Genomic DNA, 25,884 nt, shown 5'->3' with positions numbered 1-25,884 from the left:
AAGTCCAGGCTGGGCGCTCAGGCGTTCATCACGTGACCCACGCTGGCCGCGGAAGGCACTGGCGCGGGCCGGGGGCTGAGCGACCCGTCCTCCGACACCCCGGGTTCAGGCGGCGCCTCCGTCCGCGGACGCCCCAGGAAGTCGCGCCGGTAGATGCGCACCATGGCCATGAAGATGGACGCGATGAGCGGGCCCACCAGCAGGCCCATCATCCCGAACACCGCCAGCCCGCCGAACATGGACAGGAAGACGAGCAGCGGGTGCAGCGCCATGCGCGAGCCACACAGCCGGGGACGGATGACGTTGTCGATGCTGCCCACCAGGAACGTCCCCCACGCGAGCAGGAACACGCCCTCGCTCACCCGGTTCGCCGCGATGAGCACCACGCCAATGGGTCCCCACACGAGCGCCGTGCCGCCCACCGGCACCAGCGCCACCAACACCATGGCCGCGCCCCACACGCCGGCGTGCGGCACCCCCGCGATGAGCAGGCCCACGAAGCCCACCGCGCCCTGCACCAGCGCGGTGACGGTGTTGCCGTAGATGATGGCGTACGCGACGTCGGTGAACTCGTGCGAGAAGGCGTCGAAGTACCGACGCTCCAGCGGGATGAGTCGGGCCACCTCGTTCACCAGCCGACGCCCGTCCAGGAAGAAGTAGTACATGGCCACGGTCATCAGGAACATGTCGACGACCAGCTCCGTGCCGGCGCTCACCAGGTCCGCGAGCAGCCCCGCGCCGCCCGACACCGCCGTCATCAGCAGCCGCTCCGCCTCCGAGCTCTCCGGGTCGAAGCGCACGTAGCGCGCGAGGCCCCGCGGCAGGCTGTCGAGGACGTGGTGGCGCAGGTCCACCTGGTCCAGCAGGTCCTGCGCCTGCCCCACGAACTGGAGCACTTCGCGGGCCACCATCCAGCCCACCAGCGCCAGGGGCGCCAGGATGAGCAGGAACACCGCGAGGGTGGACAGTCCGGCCGCCAGGGGCTTGCGGCTCCGGAGCCGACGGTCCAAGGAATCCTGGATGGGCATGAACAGGACGACCAGGAAGCCGCCCAGCAGCACCGGCATCAGGAACGGCAACAAGATGCGCGAGAAGAGAATCAGCGCGAGCGCGAACAGCCCCGCGAAAATGAAATTGGACCACCGCTTCGAATCGCCCGCCGTCACCGCCCCACCCCGTCCCCCAGAACCGCTGCACGCAACGTAGGAACGGCACTTCCCACCTGGAAGCCCGTGCCTCCCTCCCGGAGTTCGCCACCCATGACTACTGGACGTTTCGTTCCCCTGGCGGCCGTCACGACGGCCATGGTGTCCAGCACCCTCCTGCTGCTCGCGCCCGCCTGCGGAACCAAGGGCAACGCGGACTGCGGCGAGTCCTGCGCGCCGGTGGAGGGCGTCTATCCGCTGGTCTTCCAGCCGGATGCGGGCCTGCCCCCCGAGTGCGCCAACCTCAACGCGCCCCCCTTGCCCGACGGCAAGGACCTCACGCTCACGCGCGACGGCGGCGCCCTGGGCGGCAGCCTGGAGGGGGTGGCCCTGCGGGGCCAGGTGTTCCCGACGGGGGACCTGACCGTGTCCGGCGCCCCACCGCCCAGCAGCGATGGCGGGCTCACCCTCTTCATCAGCGTGTCCGCGACCTTCACCGGAGGCGCGTCGGACGGGGGGAGCCTGACGGGGACCTTCTCCGGAAACTTCTCGCGCATCCAGGGCTCCGGCAGCCTCCAGTGCACGGTGACGCGCCCCTTCACGGCGACCCGGCGGTGAGCCAGGGCCGCCGGGAGCGGCGCCAGGGCGAAACTACTTCTTCTTGCCTTCGGCGGCGGCGGCCTTCGCGGCTTCCTTCTGCTTCTTGATCCGCTTCTTCCAGTGCTGACGGATCTTCATCTGCACGCGGCGGTGCTTGGACTTGCTGTTGGCCATGTGGGTGGCTCCTGGTCTCCGGAATGGAGCAAAGGGGGGCTTACCTATCAGAACCCTACGGGCTCCCGGAAGAGGAACCCTCGGGGTCCTCGCCGGAGGTGGGGGGCGGGGGCGCTTCCGGGCGGGCTTCGGCCTCCCCGTCCACGGGGGGCTCGTTGGGGGCGGGCCGGGTCGGGAAGGGAATGCCCTCCGCGCTGCGCACCTGGGTGGGCAGGGCCGAGCCCAGGGTCACGTCCCCCTCCCGGTCCTCGTCGCTGGGGCGCTCCTTGGAGGCAGGCACGCTCGTCTGGTGGGGGCGCTTCTTCACCGAGGCGAAGATGGGGCGGCAGGCGTCCACGAAGCGGCGGACCTCGTCCAGGGGCAGCGCGGGCGAGTAGTTGTCGTTCACGCCCGTCATGGGCGTGGCCATGCACATGGCGTTGAGGATGGCCTCCTCGGTGGCCTCCATCACGGCCTCGTAGAGGGGGTCCAGACGCTGATCCAGGAGGATCTTCATCTTGTAGACCATCTTCTGGGTGCGCCTGGGGATGATGTTCGCGGTGGAGAAGCCCACGACGATCTCACCGGAGCCGTGCGCCGCGTAGCTGCCCACCCGCCCAATGCCCAGGCCCACGCGCTTGCACAGGCGGTTGATCTGATGGCTCAAGAGGGGCGCGTCGGTGGCGACCACGGCGATGATGGAGCCGTAGGACTTGCCGCGGTGGGGGGTGTTCTTGAACTTCTCCACCAGCACCTCGCCCACCGGGAGGCCGCCCACGCGCAGGTTGTGCATCTTCCCGAAGTTGGACATGACGAGCACGCCCAGCGTGTAGCCGCCCAGCACCTCCGGCAGCTTGCGCGACGACGTGCCGATGCCGCCCTTGAAGTCGCACGTCACCATGCCCGTGCCACCGCCGACGTTGCCCTCTTGCACCGGGCCGGACTTCGCGCTGTCGATGGCCGCGACGACGTGCTCCTGGCGCACGTGGCGCCCGGAGATGTCGTTGAGCCACGAGTCGTCGCACTCGCCCACCACGGGGATGATGACGTCGTGCTCGTCGCCGATGCCCGGGTAGCGCTGGACCAGGTAGTTGGCCACGCCGTCGGACACCGCGCCCACGGCCATGGTGTTGGTGAGCAGGATGGGCGTCTCGATGAGGCCCCACTCCATGAGCTGCGTCATGCCGGAGACCTCGCCCGCGCCGTTGAGCACGAAGCCGCCCCCGCTCATCCGCTCCATGAAGATGTTGCCCATGTTGGGCAGGATGGCCGTGACGCCCGTGCGCACCGGCCCGAAGCCGGGCCTCAGGGGCCCCTGGCCCTGGATGATCGTGGTGTGGCCTACCAGCACGCCCTCCACGTCGGTGATCGCGTTGTACTTCCCCGTCTTGAAGCGCCCCAGCGGAAGCCCCAGCTCCCGCGCCCGGACCCTCGGCCCTGTCTCTTCCGGTATCCGCACCATGGCGCCGACCGTACCCGACAATCTCCGACGGTCAACCCTGCTTCCCTACCAACTGTCACGCATCCTGGAGGCGCGTGGGCAGCGCCAGGCCTTCGATGAGCAGCCGCGTCTGCACACGGGCGAGCGCCTCCGCGACCTCCTGCCCCTGCACGGACTCGTTGAGCTGCCGGTCCACGAACAGTGACGCGAGTCCGTGCACCAGGGACCACGCGGTGAGCGTCAGCGGACGCGACTCGCCCTGACGAAGCAGGCCCGCGGCCTGTCCGGATTCGATGGCGTCCACCAGCAACTGGAACGCGTCCGCTTCCCCTTCCACCGCGGGCAGCGGCTTCAGCGGGCGGGTGAAGTGCGGCCCGAACATCACCCGGAAGTGCGGCGGGTGGCGCACCGCGAACAGCACATAGGCGACGCCCGCCGCGTGAAGCCGCTCCAGGGGGCCGTCCGCCGTCGCCATCCGCTCGCGCATCTCGCGCGCCATGGCGCGATACCCTTCGTGCGCCACCGCCTCCAGCAGCGCCTCCTTGTCCGCGAAGTGCCGGTAGGGCGCCGCGTGGGTGACGCCCGCCCGCCGAGCCACCTCCCGCAGCGACAGCGCGCCGAAGCCCTCCTCGGCGATCAGCGCCACCGCGGCGTCCACCAGCGCCTGACGGAGGTCCCCGTGGTGATAGCGCTCCTTGTCCGCTGGAGCCTCCGCCTGCTTCCGCCTGCCCCGGGTCGCCACCGTCCCTGCCTCCTCGAAGTGCCTTCCGTCGACCGCGCGACTTGACCATCCACGGCCTGAAGTTTCCAGCGTCAACATGAATGTTGACACCGACAACATGTGATGTTTACAGTGTCTACAAGAGGCGAGGCGCGGGGGATTCCCGCGCCCCGCGAGGGCCAGGAAAGGGATTCGCATGACGACCGCGACGAAGCAGACGATGTCCTCCTCCGCGCCGGGCTGGCTGCGAGCGTTCCGCACGCTCCCCCGCCAGCACGGCTTCGAACCTCTGCGGGTGGAGGGCCAGGTGCCGGAGGGGCTGCGGGGTTCGCTGTACCGGGTGGGGCCATGGACGTTCGACGTGCACGGCCGGCCGTATCAGCACTGGTTCGACGGGGACGGCGGGATGCTGGGCGTGCGCTTCGGCGCGGACGGGGTGCGAGGCGCGGCGCGCATGGTGGACTCGCCCACCATCGTCACGGAGCGGCGGGCGCACGGGCAGCGCTTCGGCGCGTACGGCACCCCCACTCCGCTGCTGCACAAGCTGCGCAACGTGCGCAAGAACTCCGCGAACACGTCGGTGATGGCGTGGAACGGCAAGCTGTACGCGCTCTTCGAGGCGAGCCTCCCGGTGGAGGTGTCCCAGGAGGACCTGAGCACCCTGGGTGAGACGGACTTGGATGGCGTGGTGGTGGAGAGCTTCTCCGCGCACCCGCACCGCGTGCCGTCGCGCAAGGCGTCCTACAACTTCGGCATCCGCTACGGCCGGGAGACGACCGCGGAGCTGTACGCGCTGCCTGACGGACAGAAGGCCCAGAGGCTGGGCGCGGTGAAGCTGCCCGGCGCGACGATGGTGCACGACTTCATCGCCACGGACCGCTACCTCGTCTTCTTCCTGTCTCCGCTGCGGCTCAACCTCTTCCGCATGCTGCTGCGGATGGGCTCGTACTCGGAGAACCTGCGGTGGCGTCCGGACGCGGGCACGGAGGTGCTGGTGGTGCCCATCGATGACGTGGAACACCCGGTGCGCATCTCCACGGACGCGTTCTACGTCTGGCACTTCGCCAACGCGTACGAAGCGGGCGACACGCTGGTGGTGGACTACGTGCACTACCCCGACTTCACGACGAACCAGTGGCTGGGTGAGCTGGTGCGCGGCACCACCTCCACCGACGCGCAGGGCCAGCTCCACCGCGCGGTGGTGGACGTGAAGGCCGGCACCTTCCGCACCGAGCGCCGGCTGGACATGAGCTGCGAGTTCCCCCGCGTGGCCCCCGGCGTGGTGGGACGGGCGCCCCAGTCCGTCTACCTGGGCGTGCACCAGCGCGATGCGTCCCGGCGCGGCCTCTTCGACGGCGTGGCGCGCGTGGAGCTGGAGACCGGCCGCTTGACGGTGGCTCCGCTCGGCGAGGGCACCTACCCCTCCGAGCCTGTCTTCGTCCCCCGCCCCGGAGCCCAAGCGGAGGACGACGGCTGGGTGCTCACGCAGGTCTACGACGTGAAGTCAGACACGTCCCACGTCGCCGTGCTGGACGCGCGCCACATGGAGGCGGGCCCCGTCGCGCGCTGCCACTTCGACCACGCGCTGCCGCCCACCTTCCACGGCGGCTTCGCGCCCGCGAAGTAGCCCCACGGGTCGCCTCCCCGGACCTCAACGCCGGAGGGCCGCCAGCGCGTCCGTGAGCGCGCCGCGCGGATCCTCGGGCAGGTCCACGGAGCGCCAGCCCACGTACCCATCGGGGCGGATGAGCGAGGCGCCGCCCTGCTCCAGACCGAGGGCCTTCCGGAGCGACTCCGGCTCGGAGGGCAGCACGTCCACGCCGATGCGCACCGCTTCGATGCCCAGGTGCTTCGCTGCGGGGAGCCACCGCTCGTCCTCCGCGAGCAGCACCCAGCCACGCTGGAACAGGTCCAGCGTGGACAGCCGCTCGCCTCCTCGGTCCACCCACGCATGCGGCGCGCGCGCGCCGGGCTGACCGGCCCACTCCTCGGGCCGCGCCGCGGGCGGAAGGTCGTCCCCCGCGCCCAGCACCGCGGCGGAGCGATAGAGCTGGCCGAACTCCATGGCGTCGTCATCGAGGATGCGCACGCCCTCGGAGGCCCCCGCCGCTTCGGCCTTGTAGTCATTGCGCGCGAAGATCTGCTGGTGCCTGAGCCACGCGATGGGGCGCCGCTCCGCGTCGTACGTGTCCAGCAGCGCGGGCGTCGAGGTTCCGGCGAGGACCTCCGCCAGCTTCCACGCGAGGTTGTGGGCGTCCTCGATGCCGGTGTTGGCGCCGTAGCCACCCCGGCTGGGCGGCAGCGTGTGCGCGGCGTCCCCGGCCAGGAACACCCTGCCGGAGGAGAACCGGTCCGCGATCAGCGCGCTCAGCTCCCAGCGGCCCGTGGTGATGAGCTCCACCGGCAGGTCCGTCCTGCCAATCGCCTTGCCCACCATGGCCCGCAGCGTGGCCTCGTCCCGCTGCTGATCATCCGAGAAGATGAGCACCCAGCGTCCGTCCCCGTACGTGGTGAGGAACGCGCTGAAGCCCTCCTGCTCAATCTGGAACTGGGTGACCCCTGCTTCGAGATACGCGTCGAGCGGCGCGCGGAACAGGACGCTGCGCACCGTGCGCATGTGGCCCCGGCCCGTGCGGCCGATGCCCAGCGCCTCGCGGATGGGGCTTCGGTGCCCGTCCGCCGCGATGACGTAGGCCGCACGCAGCGTGGACTCAGCGCCATCTCGACGGCGCAGCCAGGCCGTGACCCCTTCCGCGTCCTGCTCCAAGCGGATCAGCTCGGTCTCCAGCCGGATGTCCGCGCCGAGTTCGAGCGCCCGGTCCCGCAGCAGCGGCTCCAGCCGGTCCTGCGCCACCGCGGCCCCCGTGCACGGCGAGTACTCCAGCGTGGACTTGCGCGCGTTCTCCGGAGTCCACGGAGACTCCTCGAACCACTTGCCGGCGAGGCTCTCCACCCGGGCCCTGCGCAGCCGGAAGCCCGGCGGGATGGGGGGGACGCGGCCCGCCACGCCGACCGCGCGCAGCAGCTCCAGGGTCCTCGGCGTGTAGCCGATGGCCCGTGGATGCGGCGAGCTGCCAGGGTGCCGCTCGACGAGCACCGTCGGGATGCCCCGCCAGGCCAGGAACAACGAGGCGGACAAGCCCACCAGGCCGCCACCCACCACCAGAACCGGAGTCGTTTCCATCCGCGCGACCACCCTTTCGATACACCGTATCCTGTAGATACAGTGTATATTCGAGGCCGCGTTGTCAACCGAATCCCCCTGGGGCAAGACGGCCCGCGATGACCCAGAAGCCTCCCGACCTGGACTCCGCCCTCATCTGGGAGCGCCCGGAGCCCCCCAGCCGTCCATCACCCGGGCCGCTGAGCCGCGAGCGGATCGTCCACGCCGCCCTCGCGCTCGCTGACGCGGAGGGACTGGAGTCCGTGTCGCTGCGAAAGGTCGGGGCCGCGCTCGGTGCCGGGCCCATGCGGCTCTACGGCTACCTGTCCACCAAGGAGGAGCTGCTCGAGCTCATGGTGGACGCCGTGTACGCGGAGATGGTGTCCGAGGGGCCCATCCACGGTGAGTGGCGTGAGGCCCTGCGGACCATCGCCCAGCGCACCCGGCGGGCCGCGCGCGCGCACCCGTGGCTGGTGGACCTGCTGGTGGGCCGACCGCACCTGGGCCCCCATGCGCTCGCGCACCTGGAGGCGTCACTCGCGGCGCTGAGCGGCCTCCCAGGCTTCGAGGACATCGACGCGGTCATGCAGGCCGTGGGCACCGTCAACGCCTACGTGATCGGCGCCACCCGGACCGAGGCCAACGAGCTGAACCTGGAGCGCGCGAGCGGCATGAACAAGTCCCAGTGGCAGACGGCCACGTGGCCGTACATCCAGCGGATGATCGCCACCGGCCGCTTTCCGACCATCGCGAAGGTGGTGAAGGACGCCCGCCACCCGTCGTTCGACGTCATGTTCGATGGCGGCCTGGACTGCGTGCTCGACGGCATCGCGGCACGGCTCGCGCGCTGAGACGAAGAAGGGGACGGCGCTCGCGCACCGTCCCCTGCCCCGCACCGTCAGCGGTGGCTCAGGACTTGAGCTCCACGCGCGGCACGACGACCCCGGGCGTGGCATCCGCGGGCGCGGCGGAGGCAGCAGCGGCGGCGGCGGCCTGGGCGGACTGCTCCTCGATGCGCTGCACCACCTTGTTGAGCGGCGGCGTGGGGCCGGGCGGGTTCTCGGTCTGGGCCCGGCGAGCCTCGCGCTCCTTGTAGCGGCGGATCGCGGGCGCCATGATCTCGCCAATCAGCGTCCGGTAGTCCATGCCCGCGCCCGCCGCGATGAGCACCAGGTCGCTCCAGCCGGGCGTGAGGCCGGGCAGCGGGTTGCACTCGATGAAGTAGATGCGCCCCTTGTCGTCCATGCGGAAGTCGATGCGCGCCACGTCGCGGCAGCCCAGCGCCATGAACGAATTGCGCGCCGCCGTGCGCAGCTTCTCCAGCAGCGCGGGCTCGAGCTTCGCGGGCGCGTCGTAGCGGATGCGGTCCGTCCAATCGAGCTTGTGCTGGAAGCTGTAGACGGGGTTCTTCTCCGCCTTGTCCAGGAAGACGATCTCCATGGGCGGCAGGACGCGCGGACGGCGCTCCCCGAGCAGGCCCACCGTGAACTCCCGGCCGCCGATGTACTCCTCGATCAGCGCGGGCTGCTGGTACTTGCCGGCGATCTCCTTCACCACGTCGCGCAGCTCCGCCTCGGAGTAGCAGACGCTCTTGGTGACGACGCCCTTGGAGCTGCCCTCCGCCACCGGCTTCACGATGAGCGGGAAGGAGGTGAACTCCTTGTTGAGGCGCTCCTTGCCCGTGACCATCAACTGGAAGTTGGGCGTGAGGATGCCCGCCTGGCGGACGATCTTCTTCGCCAGCGCCTTGTCCAGCGCGAGCGACAGCGTCGCGGGATCGCTGCCCGTGTACGGGATGTCCAGCAGCTCCAGCATCGCGGGCACCTGGCTCTCGCGATTGCGGCCCTTGAAGCCCTCGGCGATGTTGAAGACGATGTCCAGCGGCGTGCTGGAGAGCACCGTGGGCAGCTCCGCCGTGGCCTCCAGGTCGATGACCTCATGGCCCCACGACGCGATGGCCTCGCGGATGGCCTGGAGCGTGTTGGGCGAGTCGTACTCCGCCTCGCTGTCCTCCTGCACCGTCTCCGCGGTGGCGCTGGGCTTCACGCGCTTCACGTTGAAGCTGAAGCCCACCCGCAGCGGCCCGGACTTGCGCGCGGGCTTGCCCTGGCGGCGCGCGGAGTCGCGGATCTTGTAGCGCTTGCCGGCGCTCTGGATGATGGAGTTGATGACCCCGTCCAGGTGCAGGCCCTCCAGCTCCGCCGCGGCGTAGATGCCCGCGCCCGGCTCCAGGCTGGGCAGCGCGTTGATCTCCAGGAAGTACGGCACGCCCGCGTCGGAGATGCGGAAGTCCAACCGGCCCAGGTCGCGGCAGTCCAGCACCTGGAGGATCTTCTGCGCCATCGTGCGCACGTCCTCGGCCATCTTCGCCGGGATGTTCGCGGGAGCGCGGACCGTCACCGCCTTCTCGCGGCGGGTCTTCAGCTCGTAGTCGTAGATGGCGTACTTGCGGCCCGCGGCGGCCTCCGGGTCGATGACGTACTCCACCGGCGCGAGCACGCCGTCGAAGTCGTTGTCCACCGCGGCCAGGAACGGCACCGTGAGGTCGCGCCCGCTGATGTACTCCTCCACCAGCACGCCCGCCGGGTACTTCTCCAGCGCCTTCGCCACCTTCTCCCGCACCTGCTCCAGCGTCTCCGCGACGGAGTCCTGGGTGATGCCCTTGGAGGAGCCTTCGAAGTTGGGCTTCACGATGACGGGGAAGCGCAGGTTCTCCGCCGTCAGCTCGCTGAGCTTCTCCACGTACTGCCAGCCCGGGGTGCGGATGCCGTGCTTGGACAGGATGAGCTTGGTGAGCTGCTTGTCCAGCGTGAGCGCCAGCGCGTACGCGTCCGAGCCCGTGTACGCGAAGCCCAGCTCGTCGAAGAGCGCCGGATAGAAGGCCTCGCGGAAGCGGCCACGGCGGCCCTCCGCCGTGTTGAAGATGAGGTCCGGGCTGTACGCCTCCAGACGGGCGACGGTGCGCGACGCGGGCCCGCTCACCTCGAAGCGCTCCAGGCGGTGGCCCAGCCGTTCAATGGCTCCCGCCAGCGTGTTCACCGTCTCCTGCGTGTCGAACTCCGCCTCTTCTTCCGAGTCCGAAAGCCGCAGGTTGTAGGTCAGCGCGATGCGCATGGCTTACCCCGTCTCCCTTTCCTGAATGCCTTGCCACGGCGCACCTTCGCCGCGGACATCAACCGTCCGGGGGCGCGCGTCGCGGCCACCGGTGTGCGGGCTGCAACCGTCGCGCCCGCGACAACCTTCCCGTCCACCACCTGCGTCTGCGCCCAGGTATCCCCCAGCCGCAGGCCCAGCGGGTCGCGCAGCACACGCCACGCCTCCACGCCGCCAATCACCACGAAGCCCGCCAGGGCGGCCACCACGCCGTGCGGCGCGGGCATCATCCCCAGGAGCACCACCAGCGCGAGCGGCGCGTTGCGCAGCGTGCTGTCCCGGTGCCGGGCGGCGGAGCGCGTGGGCAGGTGCATCACCTTCACGCCGCAGAGGCGCTTGCCCACGCTCTGGCCCTGGAGCATCCCGTCCGCGAGCAGCAGGAACAGGAGCGCCACCACCGCGCCCGCCGCGCCACACACCACATACAGGCCCCAGGCCACCGCGCAGTCCACCACCCGGGCGCCCAGGCGCAAGAGCAGCGACGCCTTCGGGTAGGGCGAATCCGGCTCCGCGTCCTCCTGCACCAGCCGCAGCACCCGGCCCGAGCCCCGCCCCGTGGCCATCAAGCTGCGTTCAGGGGCGGCGCTCACTCCTCGGGCTCCAGCGTGAGGCCCTCTTCGGTGGGCTCCGGCTCGTCCAGCCCCGCCAGCTTCGCCAGCCGCTCGTGCGCGGACAGCGGGTGGACGAAGGGCACCACCGTCTGCGACGCCTCGCCCGCCTGCTCCGCCGCGAGGTGCGCCGTGAGGCTGCCCCCTTCCGACATCCGCAACAGCCGCTCGCGCGCGCCGTCCTCGTCGTGCTGCGCGGCCTCGCCCTCCCGGGTGAAGAAGACGAACGCCATCGCCGGACGCTTGGAGGACTCGCGCATCGCGAACTGCACGCCGTCCAGGTTCCAGCCCTTCGCGGTCCACTCGTTCAAGGTGCGCTCCAGCGCGCCCTCGTCCACCGTGGACAGCTCCACCACTTTGTACTGCAACGGGCCGGGTTCGCGGATGACTGGAGCGTGGCCTCGACCGGGGCGTTGGCCCGCTCGGGAGGCTGGGGACGTGCGGGGCTTCTTGCCCGCCCGGGCCGTCTGGGAGACGGCGCCGCGTCTGGGCGGAGGCTTCGCGGTTCTGCGTCCGGGCCGCTTCTTGGGGGTGGGCATCGTGTGGGGACCATTTGGGCGCAACGGGCGGAGGCGATCAAGCCCTCCGCCGCGCGCGTGCGCCCGGGGTGTCGCCTAGAGGAGTTTGGCCGCTTCCAGGGCGTGGTAGGTGAGGATCAGGTCCGCCCCGGCGCGCTTGATGGAGGTGAGGACCTCCATCATCACGCGCTCATAGTCCACCCAGCCGTTCTGACCGGCGGCCTTGAGCATCGCGTACTCACCGGAGACGTTGTAGGCGGCGAGCGGCAGGTCGAAGTTCTCCCGCAGGGCGCGGATGACGTCCAGGTACGAGAGCGCCGGCTTCACCATGATGAAGTCCGCGCCCTCCTCCACGTCCAGCGCCGTCTCGCGCAGGGCCTCGCGCACGTTGCCCGGGTCCATCTGGTAGCCGCGCCGGTCGCCGAACTGCGGCGTGCTCTGGGCGGCCTCGCGGAAGGGGCCGTAGAAGCCGGAGGCGTACTTCGCCGAGTACGCCATGATGGGCGTGTCCTGGTGCTTCACCTCATCCAGGGCCTTGCGGATGGCGCCGATGCGGCCGTCCATCATGTCCGACGGGGCGATGATGTCCGCGCCCGCCTGCGCGCACGTGACGGCCATCTGGGCCAGGAGGGGCAGCGTGGCGTCGTTGGCCACGTGGTTGCCGTCCAGGACGCCGCAGTGGCCGTGGTCGGTGTATTCGCACAGGCACACGTCCGCGATGACCTGGAGGTCGGGGACGTCCGCCTTGATCTCCTGGATGGCGCGCTGGACGATGCCGTCGCGCGCGTACGCCTGCGTGCCCCGCGCGTCCTTGTGGTCCGGGATGCCGAAGAGGATGACGGACGGCACGCCCAGGGACTTCGCGTGCTTCGCCTCCTGCACGGCGTGCTCCACCGAGAGGTTGAAGATGCCCGGCATGGAGGAGATGGGCCGGCGGATGTCCCGGCCCTCGACCACGAACAGCGGGTAGATGAAGTCCGTGGGCGAGAGACGCGTCTCTCTCACCATGTCACGGAGGGCCGCGGAGCGGCGCAGCCGGCGGGGGCGGTGGACGGGGTGGGCCATGGGTCGCCGGTATAAACCGCCCGGCCCCGCGCTTCACCCCTTCCGCGTTCCGAACCCGCCTGCTCAGCCTGCGACAGGGCGCCAGGTGCGCTGCTGGCGGCGGCTGTCGCGCGCCATGCGGTCGGCCCGCCGCCCGGCGAGGTCCGCCTCGTACAGCGCCCGCGCGTAGCGCACCTTCGCCGCTTCGGTCCCGCTGCCCAGCTCCCGCTCGGCCGCCTCCAGCTCGCGGCGCGCGTCCTGAAGCTGCTGCTCGGCCCCGTCTGCCCACGTCATGCCCATGTCTCCTGTTGAAGAGGTGTCGCGTGTGTCGGCGGCGGTGTCCCGCCGCGTGTCCCCCTCGGGCATTGCAGGCCCTGGACCAAGGGCACCGTTGGAACCCCCAGGAACGCAACGCCCCGGAACAACGAGGTATCGCGTCGCAGCACGCGCGCGGCGGGTGCGCAAGGCGTTTCCCAGCGGCGCGAATGCGGGAACGCGGTGGGCACGGGAGGATGCAGGGCCGTCCGTTCCTCCCCGGGGTGGGAGGGTGCAATCATCGCCCCGCTGGGTCGTCTACAGTCGTAACCGTGACGACACCCCCACCCGCCCTCGAAGTGCAGGGCCTGCGTAAGACGTATCGCCGGGCGTTTGGCCGAGGAGGCCACGAGGCCCTCAAGGGCATGGACCTCCACGTCCCCGCGGGCAGCGCGTTCGGGCTGATTGGCCCCAACGGCGCCGGCAAGACGACCTTCATCAAGAGCGTGCTCGGCATCGTCCGCCCGTCGGCGGGCACGGTGCGCGTGCTGGGCGGTTCGCCGGAGGATCCGGCCATCCGCGCGCGCATCGGCTACCTGCCGGAGCGGCTGCACCTGCCGGGCACCTGGAAGGCGCCCGCGTTCCTGGCGACGGTGGCGCGGCTCAAGGGGCTGAAGCCGGATGGCGGCGCGCACACGCGGCTGCTGGAGCGCGTGGGGTTGGCGGAGGCGCTGGAGCGCCGGATCGGGGGCTACTCGAAGGGCATGCGGCAACGGCTGGGGCTGGCGGCGGCGCTGCTGGGAGACCCCGCGCTGCTGGTGTTGGACGAGCCCACGGACGGCATCGACCCCATGGGCCGGCTGGAGGTGCGCCGCATCCTCCAGGAGGAGGTCCGCCGGGGCGTGACCTTGTTCCTCAACTCGCACCTGCTGGCGGAGACGGAGCGGGTGTGTGACCGGGTGGCCATCCTCGCGGACGGGCGCGTGCTGCGCGAAGGCCGGCTGGAGGACCTGGCGAAGGCGGGGGCCCGCTGGCGCGTGCGCTTCGCCCCCGGCGCGGAGCCCGCGGCGCTGGCGGCGGCGGGCTTCACGCCTTCGGGAGGAGCGGGCCCGGAGGTCCGTGGCGGCTCCGCCCCCGTGGAGGCGCGGGGGGCGGGTGGACGCGAGGAAGGGGTGTACGCGGTGGAGGCGGCGGACGTGACGGTGCTCAACGCGGCGCTGGACCGGGCGCGAGCTTCGGGCGCGCTGCTGATGGAGCTCAAGCGCGAGGGCGCGGACCTGGAGGCGGTGCTCCTGGGCGCGGTCGGCGGGCCGGGGGTGGCGGCATGAGGAGCCCGGTCTTCGTCATCGCGGGGTACGTGCTGCGCGAGGCGGCGTCGCGCAAGTTCATCCTGGCCTTCATGGTCGGGCTCACGCTGGTGCTGGCCACGGTGGCGCTCAGCCTCAAGCTGGAGGTGGTGGACGGGGCGCTCGCGGCGACGCGGCTGTTTGGCGACGTGGTGCACGCCAGCATCACCGCCGTGGACGTGGCGCTGCGGCCCGTCTTCCGCGCGTCCGCCTACATCGTGTTCTACGGAGGCATCCTCTTCGGGATCGTCGCGTGTTCGGACTTCGCGCCGGGCCTGCTGTCGCCCGGCCGCATCGAGCACCTGCTCGCCCTCCCCTTGCAGCGCTGGCACCTGCTGGCGGGCACGTTCCTGGGGGTGATGACGCTGGCCCTGGGCGGCACGGTGTACGCCGCGGGGGGGCTGACGCTCATCTTCGGGGTGAAGACGGGGTATTGGACGGTGGGGCCGCTGGTCGCGGGGGGGCTGGCGTGCGTGGGGTTCGCGGCGGTCTACGCGGTGATGCTCACCACGGCGACGGTGGTGCGCAGCGCGGCGCTGTGCTCCGCGGCGGGCTTCGTGCTGCTGGTGGGGGGCATCCTGGCGGGGTTCCGCGCGGACGTGTCGCGCTATCTGGAGTCCGGCTTCGGCCGCCAGGCGTTCGACGCGGTGACGCTGGTGCTGCCCCGGCTGTCCGCGCTGGCGGTGCGCGCGGCGGATCTGGCCAGCTCGACGCCGTTGGAGAAGGGTTCGCTGGGAATGCTGTTGGGCGGCGTGCTGGTGTTCGGTCTGGGAGCGCTCACGGTGGGCTTCTGGCACTTCGAGGGAAAGGACTGCTGAGGATGGATTCGCGGGGGCGCAGGAAGGTCTGGCTGCTGGGGGCGCTGCTGCTGTTCGCCGTGGCCGCGGTCCTGATGTTCACGGGTCAGGGCGATCCCATGCCGGCGAAGACGCCGGAGGTGGCCTTCCCCTCGCGCATGCGAGGGGCGGACATGGAGCGCGCGGAGAAGCGGCGCACCTGGGTGATGCCCACGGGGGTGGACGCGGGCGTGGCCGCGCCCACGAAGCCCCGCGATCCGCTGCTCGCGGCGCTGCCTCGGGGCCCGGGGCACACGGCGGTGGTCATCGAGGCGAACGCGCTGCGCTACTCGCCCGTGGGCGAGCTGCTGATGGACTGCCTCTTGCGCGACGGCGGCAAGAACCTGGAGCAGTTCAAGGCGATGAGTGGCGTGGATCCGCTCAAGGACCTGGACCGGCTGGTCATCACCGACGAAGGCATCATCCTCTCGGGCGACTTCAGCAACGCGCACTATCAGGAGCTGCTGGGCGACCGCGTGTCGTCGGACCATGGACCGGGCGCGCGCGTGTACGAGCCGGGTGACACGACGTTCAGCCTGCCGGATGGCGGCACGCAGCGCGGGCGGATGGACAGCGCGGTGGGCACCTGGAACAACCAGATGCTGGTGGTGGGCCGGTCTCCGGATTCGGTGAAGACGGTGTTGGACCGCATGGACGGACGACAGGTGGATGAAGGGCCGCCGTTGCTCGATGAGAACAGCACCTACGGGGAGATGTACGGGGTGTTGGCGGTGGAGCAGCTGGCGAAGCTGATGGGACCGAACCAGCCGGAGCTGGCGCGGCGGCTGATGGACGTGGCGCAGAACGTGGAGCTGCACCTGGACACCAGCGGTGACGTGGCCATGGTGGCGAACGTGCGCGGCATGGACGAGGACCAGATGACCGACCTGAGCAAGTCACTGGGGGGCGCGCTGTCCATGGCGCGGATGAAGGCGCAGACGGAGGGCAAGGAGGACCTGGCGCAGCTGCTGGACTTCGCGAAGGTGCGGCCAGACGGCACGTCCTTCAAGCTGGAGCTGGCGGTCCCCCTCTCCGCCCTCCAGGAGCAGTTCGCCTGGTGCCGCGAGGAGCGTCAGGCCGCCGAACGCAAGCAGGCGGCCCCGTAGACGCAGGGCCTGGGGAAAACGGGCCAGATGCCTGTTTTCCCCAGGACACCTGTCGCGGAATACTGCGGCCCGACAGGGAGACGTGACCCGCCACGACCGGGACGGGCGCGCGCTCCTCGAGGGCCGTAATGAACGCACGTGTCGCGAAGGTGGCTCCCCTCCTCTTTGGTTCGGGGCTTTGCGCGCTGGTCTACCAGACAGTGTGGTTGCGAGAGTTCCGCCTCATCTTCGGGGCCTCCACCGCCGCCTCGGCCGCGGTCCTCGCCATCTTCATGGCGGGCCTCGGGCTGGGAAGCGCGCTGCTCGGCGCTCGCGCGGACCGACAGCCGCGTCCGCTCGACTTCTACGCCAACCTCGAGCTGCTCATCGCCGCCAGCGCCGCCCTCAGCCCCTTCCTCGTCGAGGCCGTTCGCTTCCTCTACATCGCGCTCGGGGGCACACCCGTCCTGGGCCTGGGCCTCGGCACCGTCGTGCGCCTGCTGCTGTCGCTGCTCGTCCTCGCCGTCCCCACCATCCTCATGGGCGGCACCCTCCCCGCCGCCGCCCGCGCCGTCCTCTCCGACGAGGACCCTCACCGCCGCGACCTCGCGCTCCTCTACGGCATCAACACCTTGGGCGCCGTCACGGGCGCCGTCGCGTCCACGTTCCTGCTCCTCGAAGTGCTCGGCAATCGCACCACCCTCTGGAGTGCTTGCCTCCTCAACGCCCTCGTCGCCATCACCGCGCGCTCCGTCAGCCGCTCCATGGAGGCGAGCCCCGCCTCCTCGCCTCCGGCGGAGGCCGCCGCGACGCCCTCTGCTTCGGCCTCCGTCACCCCGCCCACGGCGCTCGTCGGCACCGCCCAAGGCCTCCCACCCCAGGCCTTCGTCCTCGTCTCCGCCGCCGTTGTCGGCTTCGCCTTCCTCCTCATGGAGCTCGTCTGGTACCGCATGCTCGGGCCTCTGCTCGGCGGCACCACCTTCACCTTCGGCCTCATCCTCGCCCTCGCGCTCCTCGGTATTGGCCTTGGCGGCACCGCCTACACCGTCTTCTTCCGCCACCGCCCCGCCACCCTCCAGGGCTTCGCGCTCACCTGCGCCGCCGAAGCCGTCCTCATGGCCGTCCCCTTCGCCCTCGGCGACAGGCTCGCCATCCTCGCCGCACTCCTCCGCCCGCTGGGAGGCCTGGGGCTGAGCGGCATGGCGCTCGGATGGACGTTCATCACGTCCATCGTCGTGCTGCCCGCCGCGTTCGTCTCTGGCGTGCAGTTCCCCCTGCTGCTCGCGCTCATCGGTCGCGGGCGGCAGGACGCAGGACGCCAGGTGGGGCAGGTATACGCGTGGAACACGGGCGGCTCCATCGTCGGCTCCCTCGCGGGTGGCTTCGGCGTGATTCCCCTCCTCTCCGCGCCCGTCACGTGGCAGGCCGTCGCCGGTCTGCTCGCGGCACTCGGCCTTGCCGCCGCGGTCCTCTCCTTCCTTCGCGAGCGACAGCGCGGCGCCTTGATTCTCCCTGCCCTCGCCACCTCCCTCGCCATCCTCCTGCTCACCGCCCAGGGCCCCACCGCCGCCTGGCGCCATTCCGGTATCGGCGCGGGCCGCTCGGGCCTCCGCGACCCTGACATCCAGCAGATCGACCGGTTCCTGTCCTCCTTCCGCGCGGACATCGCCTGGGAGCACGAGGGTGTGGAGAGCAGCGTCGCGCTCGCGGATGACAACGGGCTCAACTTCATCGTCAACGGCAAGGTGGACGGCAACGCCATCGGCGACGCGCCGACGCAGATCATGTCGGGCCTCCTCGGCGCGCTCCTCCATCCGGATCCCCGCGCCGCGCTCGTCATCGGCCTGGGCACCGGCAGCACCGCGGGCTGGCTCGGCCGCATCCCTTCGATGGCGCGCGTCGACGTCGTGGAGATCGAACCCGCCATCCTCGAGGTCGCTCGCCGCTGCCACGCCGTCAACGAGAACGTCCTCGACAACCCCAAGGTCCACACCTCCATCGGCGACGCGCGCGAGGTGCTCCTCACCACGCCCCAGCGCTACGACATCATCTTCTCCGAGCCCTCCAACCCCTACCGCGCTGGCATCTCCAGCCTCTTCACCCGCGAGTTCTACCAGGCCGCCAAGCAGCGCCTCGCGGAGGGCGGACTGTTCCTCCAGTGGCTCCAGGCCTACGAGGTCGACGCCCTCACCATCCAAAGCGCCTACGCCACCCTCTCCTCGGAGTTCGCGTCCGTGGAGACGTGGCAGACCCACAGCGGCGACCTGCTGCTCGTCGCGTCCGAGAAGCCGGTCCCGCACGATCTGGCGAAGCTTCGCGTACGCATCACCGAGGAGCCCTATCGCCGCGCCCTCTACTCCGTGTGGCGGACCGACGAGCTCGAGGGAGTGCTCGCGCACTTCATCGGCAACGCGGGGTTCGGGCGGGCGGTCGCGAAGGGCGGCTCGGAGATGATCAACACGGACGACCTGTCCTCCATGGAGTTCGCCTTCGCGCGCAACGTCGGCCGCGCCACCGGCTTCTCCATGGCGGACCTGCGCCGGGTGGCAGGTCGGCTCCACCTGGACCGCATGGAGTTCGCGGGCGGGACTCCGAACTGGACCCGCGTGGAGGAGCTGAGGATCTGGTTGGGCTCCACCGTGCTCGAACAGATTCCCGAGCCCGTCCTCCCCTACAAGGCCTTCGTCTCCGCGGCGCTCGCGGGCAACGACGCCCAGGTGCTGACCCTGTGGCGACAGATGAAGCGGCAGCCCCAGGGTCCGCGCGAGCTGTACTCGCTGGCCCGCGCCCTGGTGATGACGAGGCATCCGGACGCGCACGCGGCCGTGCAGTCGCTGAGGGCCCGGCTCCCGGTCGACGCGGACATGCTGGAGGCCCTGTCGCTGGAGTCGCAGGGACAGGATGCGCGCGCGGTGACGCTCCTGGAGCGCGCCTTCACGGCCCTGCGCGAGGATCCCTGGCCCGTGCGGCCCCTGACGGATGCGGCGCTGGATATGGCGCTGCGGGTGGCCCAGCGCTCACCGGAGCTGGGGCGGCGGCTCTACACGGCACTCGAGCAGCCCTTCGCCGTCAGCGCTGCCACCAGCCTGCGGGAGCTGACCCGGGCCCAGATCGCGGTCGCCGCGGGCGGCGCGGAGCTGTGCGCGGATGGACTCGCGCCCCTGGAGCCGCACGTGCCCTGGAACCACGCCCTGCTCCTGGCGAGGGCCGAGTGCTACGCGCGGCGGGCGGACCCTCGCGCCGACGCGGCTCGGGAGGACCTGGAGCGCTACCTGTCCCAGATGCAGCCATCGTTCATGGACCGCGTGGGAGTGGAGGCGGCCCCCACGGGGACGCAAGCGGGCCCGGAGCCCCTGGCGGACGACACCCCGGCGACCAAGTAGGCCACGGCCCTCCGGCAATGGCACCTCCCGGCCCCGGAGTCAGGGGGCCGGGCGCGACATCCGCGCTTTCTTCCGAGCCGGCGAAGGACGCCAGCCCAGCATCATGCGAGCGTACGGCGTGGGCCCCATCTTGAGCCCTGGGATGTTCAGGTTGTCGCGCTGGCGGTCGAGCAGCGCGTAGTCGTTGATCAGCGACAGGCCCACCGTGGAGCTCAGCCAGAGGTCGCTGCCCAGGTGGACGTTGACGGTGGGCCCCGCCCGGACCTGCAGCTCGCGCAGGTAGTGCGCGTCCAGCGCCTGCATTTCAGGCGCGAACCGGGTGCGGAGCACCTGGACGTCGAGGGCGCCCACGATCCCCAGCTCCACCGTGTCCCCCAACTTTCGCAGCAGCGTGAGCCGGGGCAGGCCCACCTCCACGACATAGGGGCCCCGGCGATAGGTCACGTTCGCGAGGGGAATCACGGGAAGGCCATCGAAGGGCCACAGCGCGACCAGCCCGAACGACACCGCGAAGCCGGGTGTGTCCCCCAACTGATGGCTGGCCATCACGTACGTCACCCAGGACGTGTCGAGCGCGAGGTCGAAGGACGACTCGAAGTCCGTGCGGGTGCTGCCCTGCACCCCGGCGATGAGCATCCAGCGCGGCGCCACGGGCCGCACGAGCGTGAGCCCCAGCTGGATGCGATGGAACCGGCGATCCACCTCATCCTCGCCCGCGCCTCCAGGCCGAGGCACGTTCGCGCCCATCCGCCGCGTCTCGTAGCCGACCGAGGGCAACAGGTAGGTGCCGCCCAGGACGAGCGGAGGCAGGGGCACCCGCAGCTCCAGCAGCCGCCGCTCTTCCACGCGCGTCCGGCCGGCCTCCAGCGCGCCGCCGCCCATGAGGCTGAAGCCCACATAGAGCCGGTCGGCCTGTGTCTGCGCCAGGGCACGGCCACCGAAGAGAACCAGCGCGGCCGCGACCCAGCCGCTCCAGGCCTGGATTCGCCATCGCACCGCGCAGTGGAGGTCCACGCGCATCGCACCCTGCCTTCGCGAGACGGGGCCTCCGGTCCAGGCCCCAGGGCGGGGACTCTACCCTGCCCGGCCGTCTGGAGAGATGCCTGTTTTCCCCAAGACAGTTGGAGCTGGGGCGCCCGGCCGCTCAGCCGACCATGGCGTTCACCTCGTCGCTGAAGGCCGGGTCCTCGTCCGCGTGGACGAGGAGCGGCGGCAGCACGGTGAGGTCCGGCCGGCCGCCCTTCACCGCGTGGAGCAGCACCAGCTTCGCGGGCCGATCCATCCTCGGGTGCACCATGCGCACCGTGCGCGGCTCCAATTGGAGCGTGCGCAGCACCGACACCAGCTCGCTGAACCGCGACGCGGGGTACACCATGCACAGCCCTCCCCGGGGCACCAGCAGGTAGGCCGCGGCGCGCACCACGTCCGGCAGCTCGCAGGCGATCTCATGCCGCGCGAGCGCCTTCTCCAGGGACAGGTTGCTGCGGCCCGCGGTGCGCGCGCGGTAGGGCGGATTGCACACCACGTGACCGAAGCTGCTCGCGGGGAACATCTCCGGCACCTGCCGCAGGTCGCCCTGCACCAGTGACACCGCGCCCTCGCTGCGGTTCAGGTACACGTTGCGCTCGGCCAGGGAGAACAGCCCCGGCTGCAACTCCAGCGCGGTGAGCTCCGAGCGCCCGAACCGCCGCGCCAGCACCAGCGGGATGATGCCGCACCCCGTGCCCAGGTCGAGCAGCCGCCCCCGGTGCGCGCCCGCCTCGAACACGGCGAAGTGCGCCAGCAGCACTGGATCCAACGTGAAGCGGTAGCCCAGCCGGCGCTGGAGCACCTGCACCTCACCGCCGCAGATGGCGTCGAGCGTCTCCCCCGGCCCCGGCTCCAACCGCAGCCGCACCCGGCGGGGCCAGTCCTCCGGGGTTCCCGTCAGCGCCCGCACGTGGCCGTCAGACTTCGGGATCCATGAAGAGCAACCCCGCTGGCACGCGCGGCTCCACCCGCAGGGTGCGCGGCGGCAGCGTGGCCTGAGCCTCCATCACCGCCCGCACCTCCCACACGGGCGGCGGGTTGAGCGCGAAGCCCGCCTGGAACGTGCCGGCCTCCACCCCTCGCACCAGCGCCTCCAGCCCATGCACCGGATACACCTGCGGATGTCCGGAGGACTCCGGCTCCTGGATGCCCAGCACCGTGCGCAGCACCAGCGCGTTGAGCAGCGCCAGATCCAGGCTGCGCAGCGTGGGGTTCCGGGGCGCGCCCTTCAGGTGCGCCAGATCCAACCCCTGACGGAAGCGCAGGATGCGGCCCCGCCCTCCCGGCAACACCAGCAGCACCGCGTGCTGACCCGGCACCAGCGTGGCCAACCGCTCCCGCGCGGCCGCCAGACCCTGCGGCGTGGTGAGCGGCGCGTCCAGCTCCATCACGCGCGCATAGGCCGACACCAGCGTGAGGAACGTGTCCTCCTGGAAGGTCTCCACCCCCTTGAGCGCGCGGTGGATGGGGCACAGCTCCAGGCCCGGCTCGGACAGCGGCACCACCGCCGCCAGGGACGCGCCCTTCTCACTCAGCGCCGCCAGGGGCCGCATGGGCGCTTGATCCAACACCGCCTGAAGCCGCTTGGACACCGGCGAGGGTTCGATGCGCAGGAGCGACACCGGGCTGCCGTCGTACTGCCCCTTCCAGACGGAGATGCCGCGCTCGGCGGCCTCGGCCAGCAACGCGCGCAGGGCGCCATGGTCATCCGCCACCAGGGTGACGGCGGGCTCCACCTCCCACGCGCGCGGCCGGTAGGGGTCCTGCTCCAGCGACGGCACCGCGTCCGGTGTCAGCGCGCACAGCAGGTATCGCACCGGGGGACCGGAGAACCGGCCCGCGGGCCCGTGCAGCTCCACGACGTAGAGCGCCGGACGGGCATCCTTCAGCAGGCCACCGGCGTCGCGCAGGCGGCGCAGCTCCGCGCTCGGGTTCGCGGCCTCCAGCAGGGGCCGCACGTGCGTGGGCAGCGGGGCCGCGTTTCCGCGAGGAGGACCGTCACCGGGCTCCAGGGAGGAGTCCAGCGAGGCCAGGAGGGCCGAGAACGGGAGGACGCGCGCCATACCGGGGAAAGGTGGTGCCGCCCCTCCCCGCGCGCCAGGACGCCTGCTCGCCCGTCCTCCAGGCCGTCTACCACCAGACGTTCTTGTAGGGCCGGTCCTTGGCGGAGTGCCCGCTTCGCAGCGCGGACCGGTCCACGCTCTCCTCCCACAGCAGGCTCACGGTGGTGATGGCGCCCGCGGAGCCCAGGAAGGACAGCACGTAGGGCGTGGACTGGTTGAAGCCGCCCAGCACCACCCCGGAGAGGAGCAGCACCGCCGCGCCCACGCCCGCGCCGAAGAAGTCCGCGCGCAGGATTTGGGACGGCGTCGGGTTGTAGCGCATGGTCGCCAGCGCCAGCACGCCCGCGCCCACGCCCGGCGAGATGAGCAGCATGTCCTTCCACGTCTTGCCGGAGATGGACGTGCCGGAGAAGTGGACGATGGCCAGCAGCAGTGCGCTGTACGCCGCCGCCCAGCCCGCGCCGGAGGCCACCAGCAGTCCGTCCGCGAGCGGAAGCTGTCCGCCGCCAATGCCCGCCGTCAGCCACGCGCCCAGCTCCGCGCCCAGGAAGGCGGACCAGGTGAGCACGCCCGGGTCCTGCGTGATCAGGTCCATGAAGCCCGCGAAGAACATGCCGCCCACCAGCGAGTTGGCGATGCTGAAGTTCGCCATGGGCGTGTCCACCCAGTTGTTGAACTGCCACCACGCGGACGCGCCAAAGCCCAGGCCCGCGCCGATGAGGGTGCCCGCGAGCATCGACTCGCGCGAGCTGCGGTCGAAGCTGAAGTCCTTGGCGAAGGCCTGGGTGAAGAAGCCGCCCAGCGCGCCCATCGCGGTGTGGTGCAGCACGAACCGCAGGCTTCCGGGACCGGAGAGGAAGGGCCCCCGACGCCGCTGGCCGTCCAGGTACATGCCGCTGTTCTCCGGCGGCGGGCGGATGCGGGCGGCCGCGGCCTCCGCGTCGGACGTGGACTCCTGGTGCACGCTCAACGGCCGCTCGGTCAGCGGGGCCTGCGGCTCGGTGCGCAGGCGGTCCGGCTCCGGCGGCAGGCGGGGCGCGTCGCTCGCGGGAGCGCCTGTGTCGAAGGGGTCCGTCGGCCGCGCGGACCCATCCGCTTCCGGGCTCGACGAGGGCCGTCCGTAGGCGTCGTCGGACGGCGCCGCGGGCTGGGACGGCGGAGCCTCTTGCGACGGCGGCGCCGCGTACATCGGCGGCGCGGGCGCGGGCGGCGGCTGGGGCGCCGGGTACACGCCCGTCCCTCCCGCCTGCGCGAAGGCCATGCCGGGCAACATCAGCGCGACAGCGAGGACGGTGACAGGGAGGTTCCAGGTTCGACGGTGTGACACGCGTAGGGCTCCTTGGGTCCGGCCGTTTGGCAGAAAACCACAACCGGTTGGCGGGTGTTGGTTTTCCGCCGCGCGTCAAAGATTCTCGCGAGCCCATGCCTGAAGGAATCTCGTGGTCCGAACTCGCGGTCGACTCCGCTCGAATCCAGGTGGTGAAGGACGTCCCCTTCCCTCCAGGACAGCGGGACTTCGTTCTCTACTGGTGCATGGTCAATCACCGCTGGGAGGAGAACCACGCGCTGGACGCCGCCATCGCGCTGGGCAACCACCTGGGCCTGCCGGTCGTCGTCTACCAGGCCATCCGCCCGGATTACCCCTATGCGTCGGAGCGACTTCACGCGTGGGCGCTGGAGGGCATGGCGGACATGGCCCGGGGCTGCGCCGCGCGGGGGCTGCCATACTGGCTGGAGCTGCCGCGCACGGCGAAGGAGCACAAGCACCGGCTCGCGAGCCTGGGCAAGCGCGCGGCGGCTGTCGTGTCGGACCTCTTCCCCACGTACATCATCCCGGGACACCTCCGCGGCGCGGCGAAGGCGCTGCACGTGCCGCTCATCGCCGTGGACGCGTCGTGCGTGGTGCCCATGCAGCGCATCCCCGCGGCGCAGGTGGGGGCGTACGCGCTGCGGCCCAAGCTGCGCAAGCTGTGGCCGGAGTACCTGGAGCACCTCCTGCCCAAGCGCAAGGCGCGGGTCTCGGGAGCGTCGCTCCAGCCGGACTTCGACCTCTCCGACGCGGCCGAAGCGCGGGCCGCGCTGGACACGTTCGCGGTGGACCACGCCGTGAAGCCCCTGGCGGAGCGCGGCGGCCGCAAGGCGGGCCTGAAGGCCCTGGACGCCTTCCTCCACGAGCGGCTGAAGGACTACGACACCGGCAGGAATGATCCGGGGCGGGGCATGCAGTCCAACCTGTCTCCCTACTACCACTGGGGCAACCTCTTCCCGGGCGAGGCGGCGCGCGCGGCCATCGCGGCGAAGGGCAAGGACCACCCCTCGGTCCAATCCTTCCTGGAAGAGCTGCTCGTGCGCCGCGAGCTGGGCTTCAACTACTGCTTCCACACGCCCGGCCCGAAGCAACTGAGCGTGGCCTCCCTGCCCGCCTGGGCGCGCGAGACGCTCTCCCGCCACCAGAAGGATCCGCGTCCACACCGCTACACCTACGAGGACCTGGACCAGGGCCGCACCGAGGACCCGCTCTGGAACGCGGCCCAGCGCGAGCTGCGCGAGCGCGGCCGGATCCACAACTACCTGCGCATGCTCTGGGGAAAGAAGATCCTCGAATGGAGCCCCACGCCGCAGGAGGCCCTGGACCGCATCGCGCGGCTCAACGACACCTACGCCGTGGACGGACGCGACCCGGCGAGCGTCGCCAACTTCATGTGGGTCCTGGGACTGCACGACCGGCCCTTCCAGGAGCGCCCGGTGCTGGGGAAGGTGCGGCCCATGAGCTCGCTGCGCACCGCGGAGAAGTTCGACCTGGCCCCGTACCTGGAGCGCTGGGGCGCTCCACCCGGAGCGGCGGCCCCCGCCCCCGCGAAGGCGCGGCGCCCCCGGAAGAAGGCCCCCCGCCCGGCCGGCGGATGACAGACGCGCGAAGACGGCGGTTCACTTTCCGGCCCGGTGTCACTAAACCGCTCGGACGCACCCTCTTTCATCCGCGGATACAGGAGTCACGCCATGGGCACGTTGAAGTTCGAAGTCCCCCACAACCTTCCCAAGGACGAGGTCAAGAAGCGCGTCGAACAGCTCCTCCAGTACTGGGGCAGCAAGTACGGCGTGAAGTCGGACTGGCAGGGCGACGAGGGCGCGAAGCTCGCCGGCAAGGTGATGGGCATCAACCTGGATGCGAGCTTCGTCATCACCGACAAGGCCGTGTCGGGTGAGGGCACCGACCCCGGCATGCTCCTGCGCAGCCAGGCGAAGACGTACCTGCAGAAGAAGTTCGGCTCCGTGCTGGATCCAGCCAAGAGCCTGGAGCAGGTCAAGGGCGGTCTGAAGGACTGACCCCCCGCCGGGCC

23 protein-coding genes are annotated in these 25,884 nt (G+C 71.1%); 9 read left to right on the top strand and 14 right to left on the bottom strand.

Going from position 1 to position 25,884, the window contains the following annotated elements; genetic code table 11:
* Positions 1–17 precede the first annotated feature (17 nt).
* Positions 18–1,166 (bottom strand): AI-2E family transporter, encoded by a 1,149-nt coding sequence (locus GTY96_RS24495; RefSeq protein WP_143908763.1) that lies wholly within the window; start codon positions 1,164–1,166, stop codon positions 18–20.
* A gap of 93 nt (positions 1,167–1,259) precedes the next feature.
* Here GTY96_RS24495 and GTY96_RS24490 point away from each other — a divergent pair, with 93 nt between their 5' ends.
* Positions 1,260–1,763 carry a hypothetical protein gene (locus tag GTY96_RS24490; protein WP_143908761.1) on the top strand — a complete coding sequence of 168 codons (504 nt, stop codon included), beginning with the start codon at positions 1,260–1,262 and terminating at the stop codon, positions 1,761–1,763.
* A 33-nt stretch (positions 1,764–1,796) separates the two neighbouring features.
* On the opposite strand, the gene GTY96_RS24485 is transcribed toward GTY96_RS24490, so the two are convergent.
* From GTY96_RS24485 to GTY96_RS24475, 3 genes are read right to left on the bottom strand one after another with little or no spacing between them, the layout of a single operon-like run.
* Positions 1,797–1,919, bottom strand: coding sequence for a hypothetical protein (locus GTY96_RS24485; RefSeq protein ID WP_014396669.1), 123 nt, complete (start codon positions 1,917–1,919; stop codon positions 1,797–1,799).
* Positions 1,920–1,974: 55 nt separating this feature from the next.
* Positions 1,975–3,360: a DmpA family aminopeptidase gene (locus GTY96_RS24480; RefSeq protein WP_143908853.1), complete on the bottom strand. Its 1,386-nt coding sequence runs from the start codon at positions 3,358–3,360 to the stop codon at positions 1,975–1,977.
* Positions 3,361–3,415: 55 nt separating this feature from the next.
* Complete coding sequence (locus GTY96_RS24475; RefSeq protein ID WP_143908759.1) at positions 3,416–4,081, bottom strand: TetR/AcrR family transcriptional regulator; 666 nt, start codon at positions 4,079–4,081, stop codon at positions 3,416–3,418.
* A gap of 175 nt (positions 4,082–4,256) precedes the next feature.
* On the opposite strand from GTY96_RS24475, the gene GTY96_RS24470 reads away from it, so the two are divergent.
* On the top strand, positions 4,257–5,687 hold the full coding sequence (locus GTY96_RS24470; protein ID WP_143908757.1) for a carotenoid oxygenase family protein: 1,431 nt from the start codon (positions 4,257–4,259) through the stop codon (positions 5,685–5,687).
* A gap of 24 nt (positions 5,688–5,711) precedes the next feature.
* Here GTY96_RS24470 and GTY96_RS24465 read toward each other — a convergent pair whose 3' ends face one another.
* Positions 5,712–7,244, bottom strand: a complete 1,533-nt coding sequence (locus GTY96_RS24465; protein ID WP_161665968.1) for an FAD-dependent monooxygenase — start codon at positions 7,242–7,244, stop codon at positions 5,712–5,714.
* 98 nt (positions 7,245–7,342) lie between these two features.
* Here GTY96_RS24465 and GTY96_RS24460 point away from each other — a divergent pair, with 98 nt between their 5' ends.
* Positions 7,343–8,074 (top strand): TetR/AcrR family transcriptional regulator, encoded by a 732-nt coding sequence (locus GTY96_RS24460; protein WP_143908753.1) that lies wholly within the window; start codon positions 7,343–7,345, stop codon positions 8,072–8,074.
* A gap of 58 nt (positions 8,075–8,132) precedes the next feature.
* Here GTY96_RS24460 and GTY96_RS24455 read toward each other — a convergent pair whose 3' ends face one another.
* From GTY96_RS24455 to GTY96_RS24435, 5 genes are all read right to left on the bottom strand, one after another.
* Positions 8,133–10,337 carry a D-alanine--D-alanine ligase family protein gene (locus GTY96_RS24455; protein ID WP_143908751.1) on the bottom strand — a complete coding sequence of 735 codons (2,205 nt, stop codon included), beginning with the start codon at positions 10,335–10,337 and terminating at the stop codon, positions 8,133–8,135.
* Positions 10,322–10,939 carry an RDD family protein gene (locus GTY96_RS24450; protein ID WP_143908851.1) on the bottom strand — a complete coding sequence of 206 codons (618 nt, stop codon included), beginning with the start codon at positions 10,937–10,939 and terminating at the stop codon, positions 10,322–10,324. The genes GTY96_RS24455 and GTY96_RS24450 overlap by 16 nt, the downstream gene beginning before the upstream one ends.
* 23 nt (positions 10,940–10,962) lie before the next feature.
* A complete protein-coding gene (locus GTY96_RS24445) occupies positions 10,963–11,352 on the bottom strand; it encodes a hypothetical protein (RefSeq protein WP_235685823.1) in 390 nt (129 codons plus the stop codon).
* Positions 11,353–11,598: 246 nt separating this feature from the next.
* Entirely contained in the window at positions 11,599–12,567 is a 969-nt protein-coding gene (hemB, locus tag GTY96_RS24440; RefSeq protein WP_161665967.1) for a porphobilinogen synthase, read from the bottom strand.
* 63 nt (positions 12,568–12,630) lie between these two features.
* Entirely contained in the window at positions 12,631–12,840 is a 210-nt protein-coding gene (locus GTY96_RS24435) for a hypothetical protein (RefSeq protein ID WP_143908745.1), read from the bottom strand.
* A 386-nt stretch (positions 12,841–13,226) separates the two neighbouring features.
* On the opposite strand from GTY96_RS24435, the gene GTY96_RS24430 reads away from it, so the two are divergent.
* The 4 genes from GTY96_RS24430 (at position 13,227) to GTY96_RS24415 (ending at position 19,451) form a co-directional block, all read left to right on the top strand.
* Positions 13,227–14,129 carry an ABC transporter ATP-binding protein gene (locus GTY96_RS24430; RefSeq protein ID WP_235685822.1) on the top strand — a complete coding sequence of 301 codons (903 nt, stop codon included), beginning with the start codon at positions 13,227–13,229 and terminating at the stop codon, positions 14,127–14,129.
* Positions 14,126–14,965 carry an ABC-2 transporter permease gene (locus tag GTY96_RS24425; protein ID WP_143908743.1) on the top strand — a complete coding sequence of 280 codons (840 nt, stop codon included), beginning with the start codon at positions 14,126–14,128 and terminating at the stop codon, positions 14,963–14,965. Before GTY96_RS24430 ends, GTY96_RS24425 begins: the two co-directional genes overlap by 4 nt.
* 2 nt (positions 14,966–14,967) lie before the next feature.
* Complete coding sequence (locus GTY96_RS24420) at positions 14,968–16,089, top strand: hypothetical protein (RefSeq protein ID WP_161665966.1); 1,122 nt, start codon at positions 14,968–14,970, stop codon at positions 16,087–16,089.
* A gap of 128 nt (positions 16,090–16,217) precedes the next feature.
* The gene (locus GTY96_RS24415) at positions 16,218–19,451 is read left to right on the top strand and encodes a fused MFS/spermidine synthase (RefSeq protein ID WP_161665965.1); all 3,234 of its coding nucleotides are present in this window, start codon (positions 16,218–16,220) and stop codon (positions 19,449–19,451) included.
* 39 nt (positions 19,452–19,490) lie between these two features.
* Here GTY96_RS24415 and GTY96_RS24410 read toward each other — a convergent pair whose 3' ends face one another.
* The 4 genes from GTY96_RS24410 to GTY96_RS24395 form a co-directional block, all read right to left on the bottom strand.
* Positions 19,491–20,471 (bottom strand): DUF6268 family outer membrane beta-barrel protein, encoded by a 981-nt coding sequence (locus GTY96_RS24410; RefSeq protein WP_161665964.1) that lies wholly within the window; start codon positions 20,469–20,471, stop codon positions 19,491–19,493.
* A gap of 124 nt (positions 20,472–20,595) precedes the next feature.
* Positions 20,596–21,390: a tRNA1(Val) (adenine(37)-N6)-methyltransferase gene (locus tag GTY96_RS24405; protein ID WP_143908734.1), complete on the bottom strand. Its 795-nt coding sequence runs from the start codon at positions 21,388–21,390 to the stop codon at positions 20,596–20,598.
* A 7-nt stretch (positions 21,391–21,397) separates the two neighbouring features.
* Positions 21,398–22,543: a DUF1015 domain-containing protein gene (locus GTY96_RS24400; protein WP_143908732.1), complete on the bottom strand. Its 1,146-nt coding sequence runs from the start codon at positions 22,541–22,543 to the stop codon at positions 21,398–21,400.
* Between the two features lie 67 nt (positions 22,544–22,610).
* Entirely contained in the window at positions 22,611–23,870 is a 1,260-nt protein-coding gene (locus GTY96_RS24395) for a hypothetical protein (RefSeq protein WP_328700988.1), read from the bottom strand.
* Between the two features lie 95 nt (positions 23,871–23,965).
* On the opposite strand from GTY96_RS24395, the gene GTY96_RS24390 reads away from it, so the two are divergent.
* Together GTY96_RS24390 and GTY96_RS24385 are read left to right on the top strand one after the other, a co-directional pair.
* Positions 23,966–25,450, top strand: coding sequence for a deoxyribodipyrimidine photo-lyase (locus tag GTY96_RS24390; protein ID WP_235685821.1), 1,485 nt, complete (start codon positions 23,966–23,968; stop codon positions 25,448–25,450).
* A 93-nt stretch (positions 25,451–25,543) separates the two neighbouring features.
* The gene (locus tag GTY96_RS24385) at positions 25,544–25,870 is read left to right on the top strand and encodes a polyhydroxyalkanoic acid system family protein (RefSeq protein WP_143908730.1); all 327 of its coding nucleotides are present in this window, start codon (positions 25,544–25,546) and stop codon (positions 25,868–25,870) included.
* Positions 25,871–25,884 lie beyond the last annotated feature (14 nt).

It is taken from the genome of Corallococcus silvisoli (assembly GCF_009909145.1).
GTDB lineage: Bacteria > Myxococcota > Myxococcia > Myxococcales > Myxococcaceae > Corallococcus > Corallococcus silvisoli.
This window is presented reverse-complemented; position numbering and strand designations above follow the sequence as displayed.

What these genes read in the sequence shown, in the direction of transcription:
- GTY96_RS24450 (WP_143908851.1), bottom strand. Translation starts at nt 10,939, where the DNA reads ATGGCCACGGGGCGGGGCTCGGGCCGGGTGCTGCGGCTGGTGCAGGAG.
- GTY96_RS24410 (WP_161665964.1), bottom strand. Translation starts at nt 20,471, where the DNA reads ATGCGCGTGGACCTCCACTGCGCGGTGCGATGGCGAATCCAGGCCTGG.
- GTY96_RS24430 (WP_235685822.1), top strand. Translation starts at nt 13,227, where the DNA reads ATGGACCTCCACGTCCCCGCGGGCAGCGCGTTCGGGCTGATTGGCCCC.
- GTY96_RS24465 (WP_161665968.1), bottom strand. Translation starts at nt 7,244, where the DNA reads ATGGAAACGACTCCGGTTCTGGTGGTGGGTGGCGGCCTGGTGGGCTTG.
- GTY96_RS24400 (WP_143908732.1), bottom strand. Translation starts at nt 22,543, where the DNA reads ATGGCGCGCGTCCTCCCGTTCTCGGCCCTCCTGGCCTCGCTGGACTCC.
- GTY96_RS24425 (WP_143908743.1), top strand. Translation starts at nt 14,126, where the DNA reads ATGAGGAGCCCGGTCTTCGTCATCGCGGGGTACGTGCTGCGCGAGGCG.
- hemB (WP_161665967.1), bottom strand. Translation starts at nt 12,567, where the DNA reads ATGGCCCACCCCGTCCACCGCCCCCGCCGGCTGCGCCGCTCCGCGGCC.
- GTY96_RS24455 (WP_143908751.1), bottom strand. Translation starts at nt 10,337, where the DNA reads ATGCGCATCGCGCTGACCTACAACCTGCGGCTTTCGGACTCGGAAGAA.
- GTY96_RS24460 (WP_143908753.1), top strand. Translation starts at nt 7,343, where the DNA reads ATGACCCAGAAGCCTCCCGACCTGGACTCCGCCCTCATCTGGGAGCGC.
- GTY96_RS24385 (WP_143908730.1), top strand. Translation starts at nt 25,544, where the DNA reads ATGGGCACGTTGAAGTTCGAAGTCCCCCACAACCTTCCCAAGGACGAG.
- GTY96_RS24415 (WP_161665965.1), top strand. Translation starts at nt 16,218, where the DNA reads ATGAACGCACGTGTCGCGAAGGTGGCTCCCCTCCTCTTTGGTTCGGGG.
- GTY96_RS24480 (WP_143908853.1), bottom strand. Translation starts at nt 3,360, where the DNA reads ATGGTGCGGATACCGGAAGAGACAGGGCCGAGGGTCCGGGCGCGGGAG.
- GTY96_RS24470 (WP_143908757.1), top strand. Translation starts at nt 4,257, where the DNA reads ATGACGACCGCGACGAAGCAGACGATGTCCTCCTCCGCGCCGGGCTGG.
- GTY96_RS24390 (WP_235685821.1), top strand. Translation starts at nt 23,966, where the DNA reads ATGCCTGAAGGAATCTCGTGGTCCGAACTCGCGGTCGACTCCGCTCGA.
- GTY96_RS24485 (WP_014396669.1), bottom strand. Translation starts at nt 1,919, where the DNA reads ATGGCCAACAGCAAGTCCAAGCACCGCCGCGTGCAGATGAAGATCCGT.
- GTY96_RS24435 (WP_143908745.1), bottom strand. Translation starts at nt 12,840, where the DNA reads ATGACGTGGGCAGACGGGGCCGAGCAGCAGCTTCAGGACGCGCGCCGC.
- GTY96_RS24490 (WP_143908761.1), top strand. Translation starts at nt 1,260, where the DNA reads ATGACTACTGGACGTTTCGTTCCCCTGGCGGCCGTCACGACGGCCATG.
- GTY96_RS24420 (WP_161665966.1), top strand. Translation starts at nt 14,968, where the DNA reads ATGGATTCGCGGGGGCGCAGGAAGGTCTGGCTGCTGGGGGCGCTGCTG.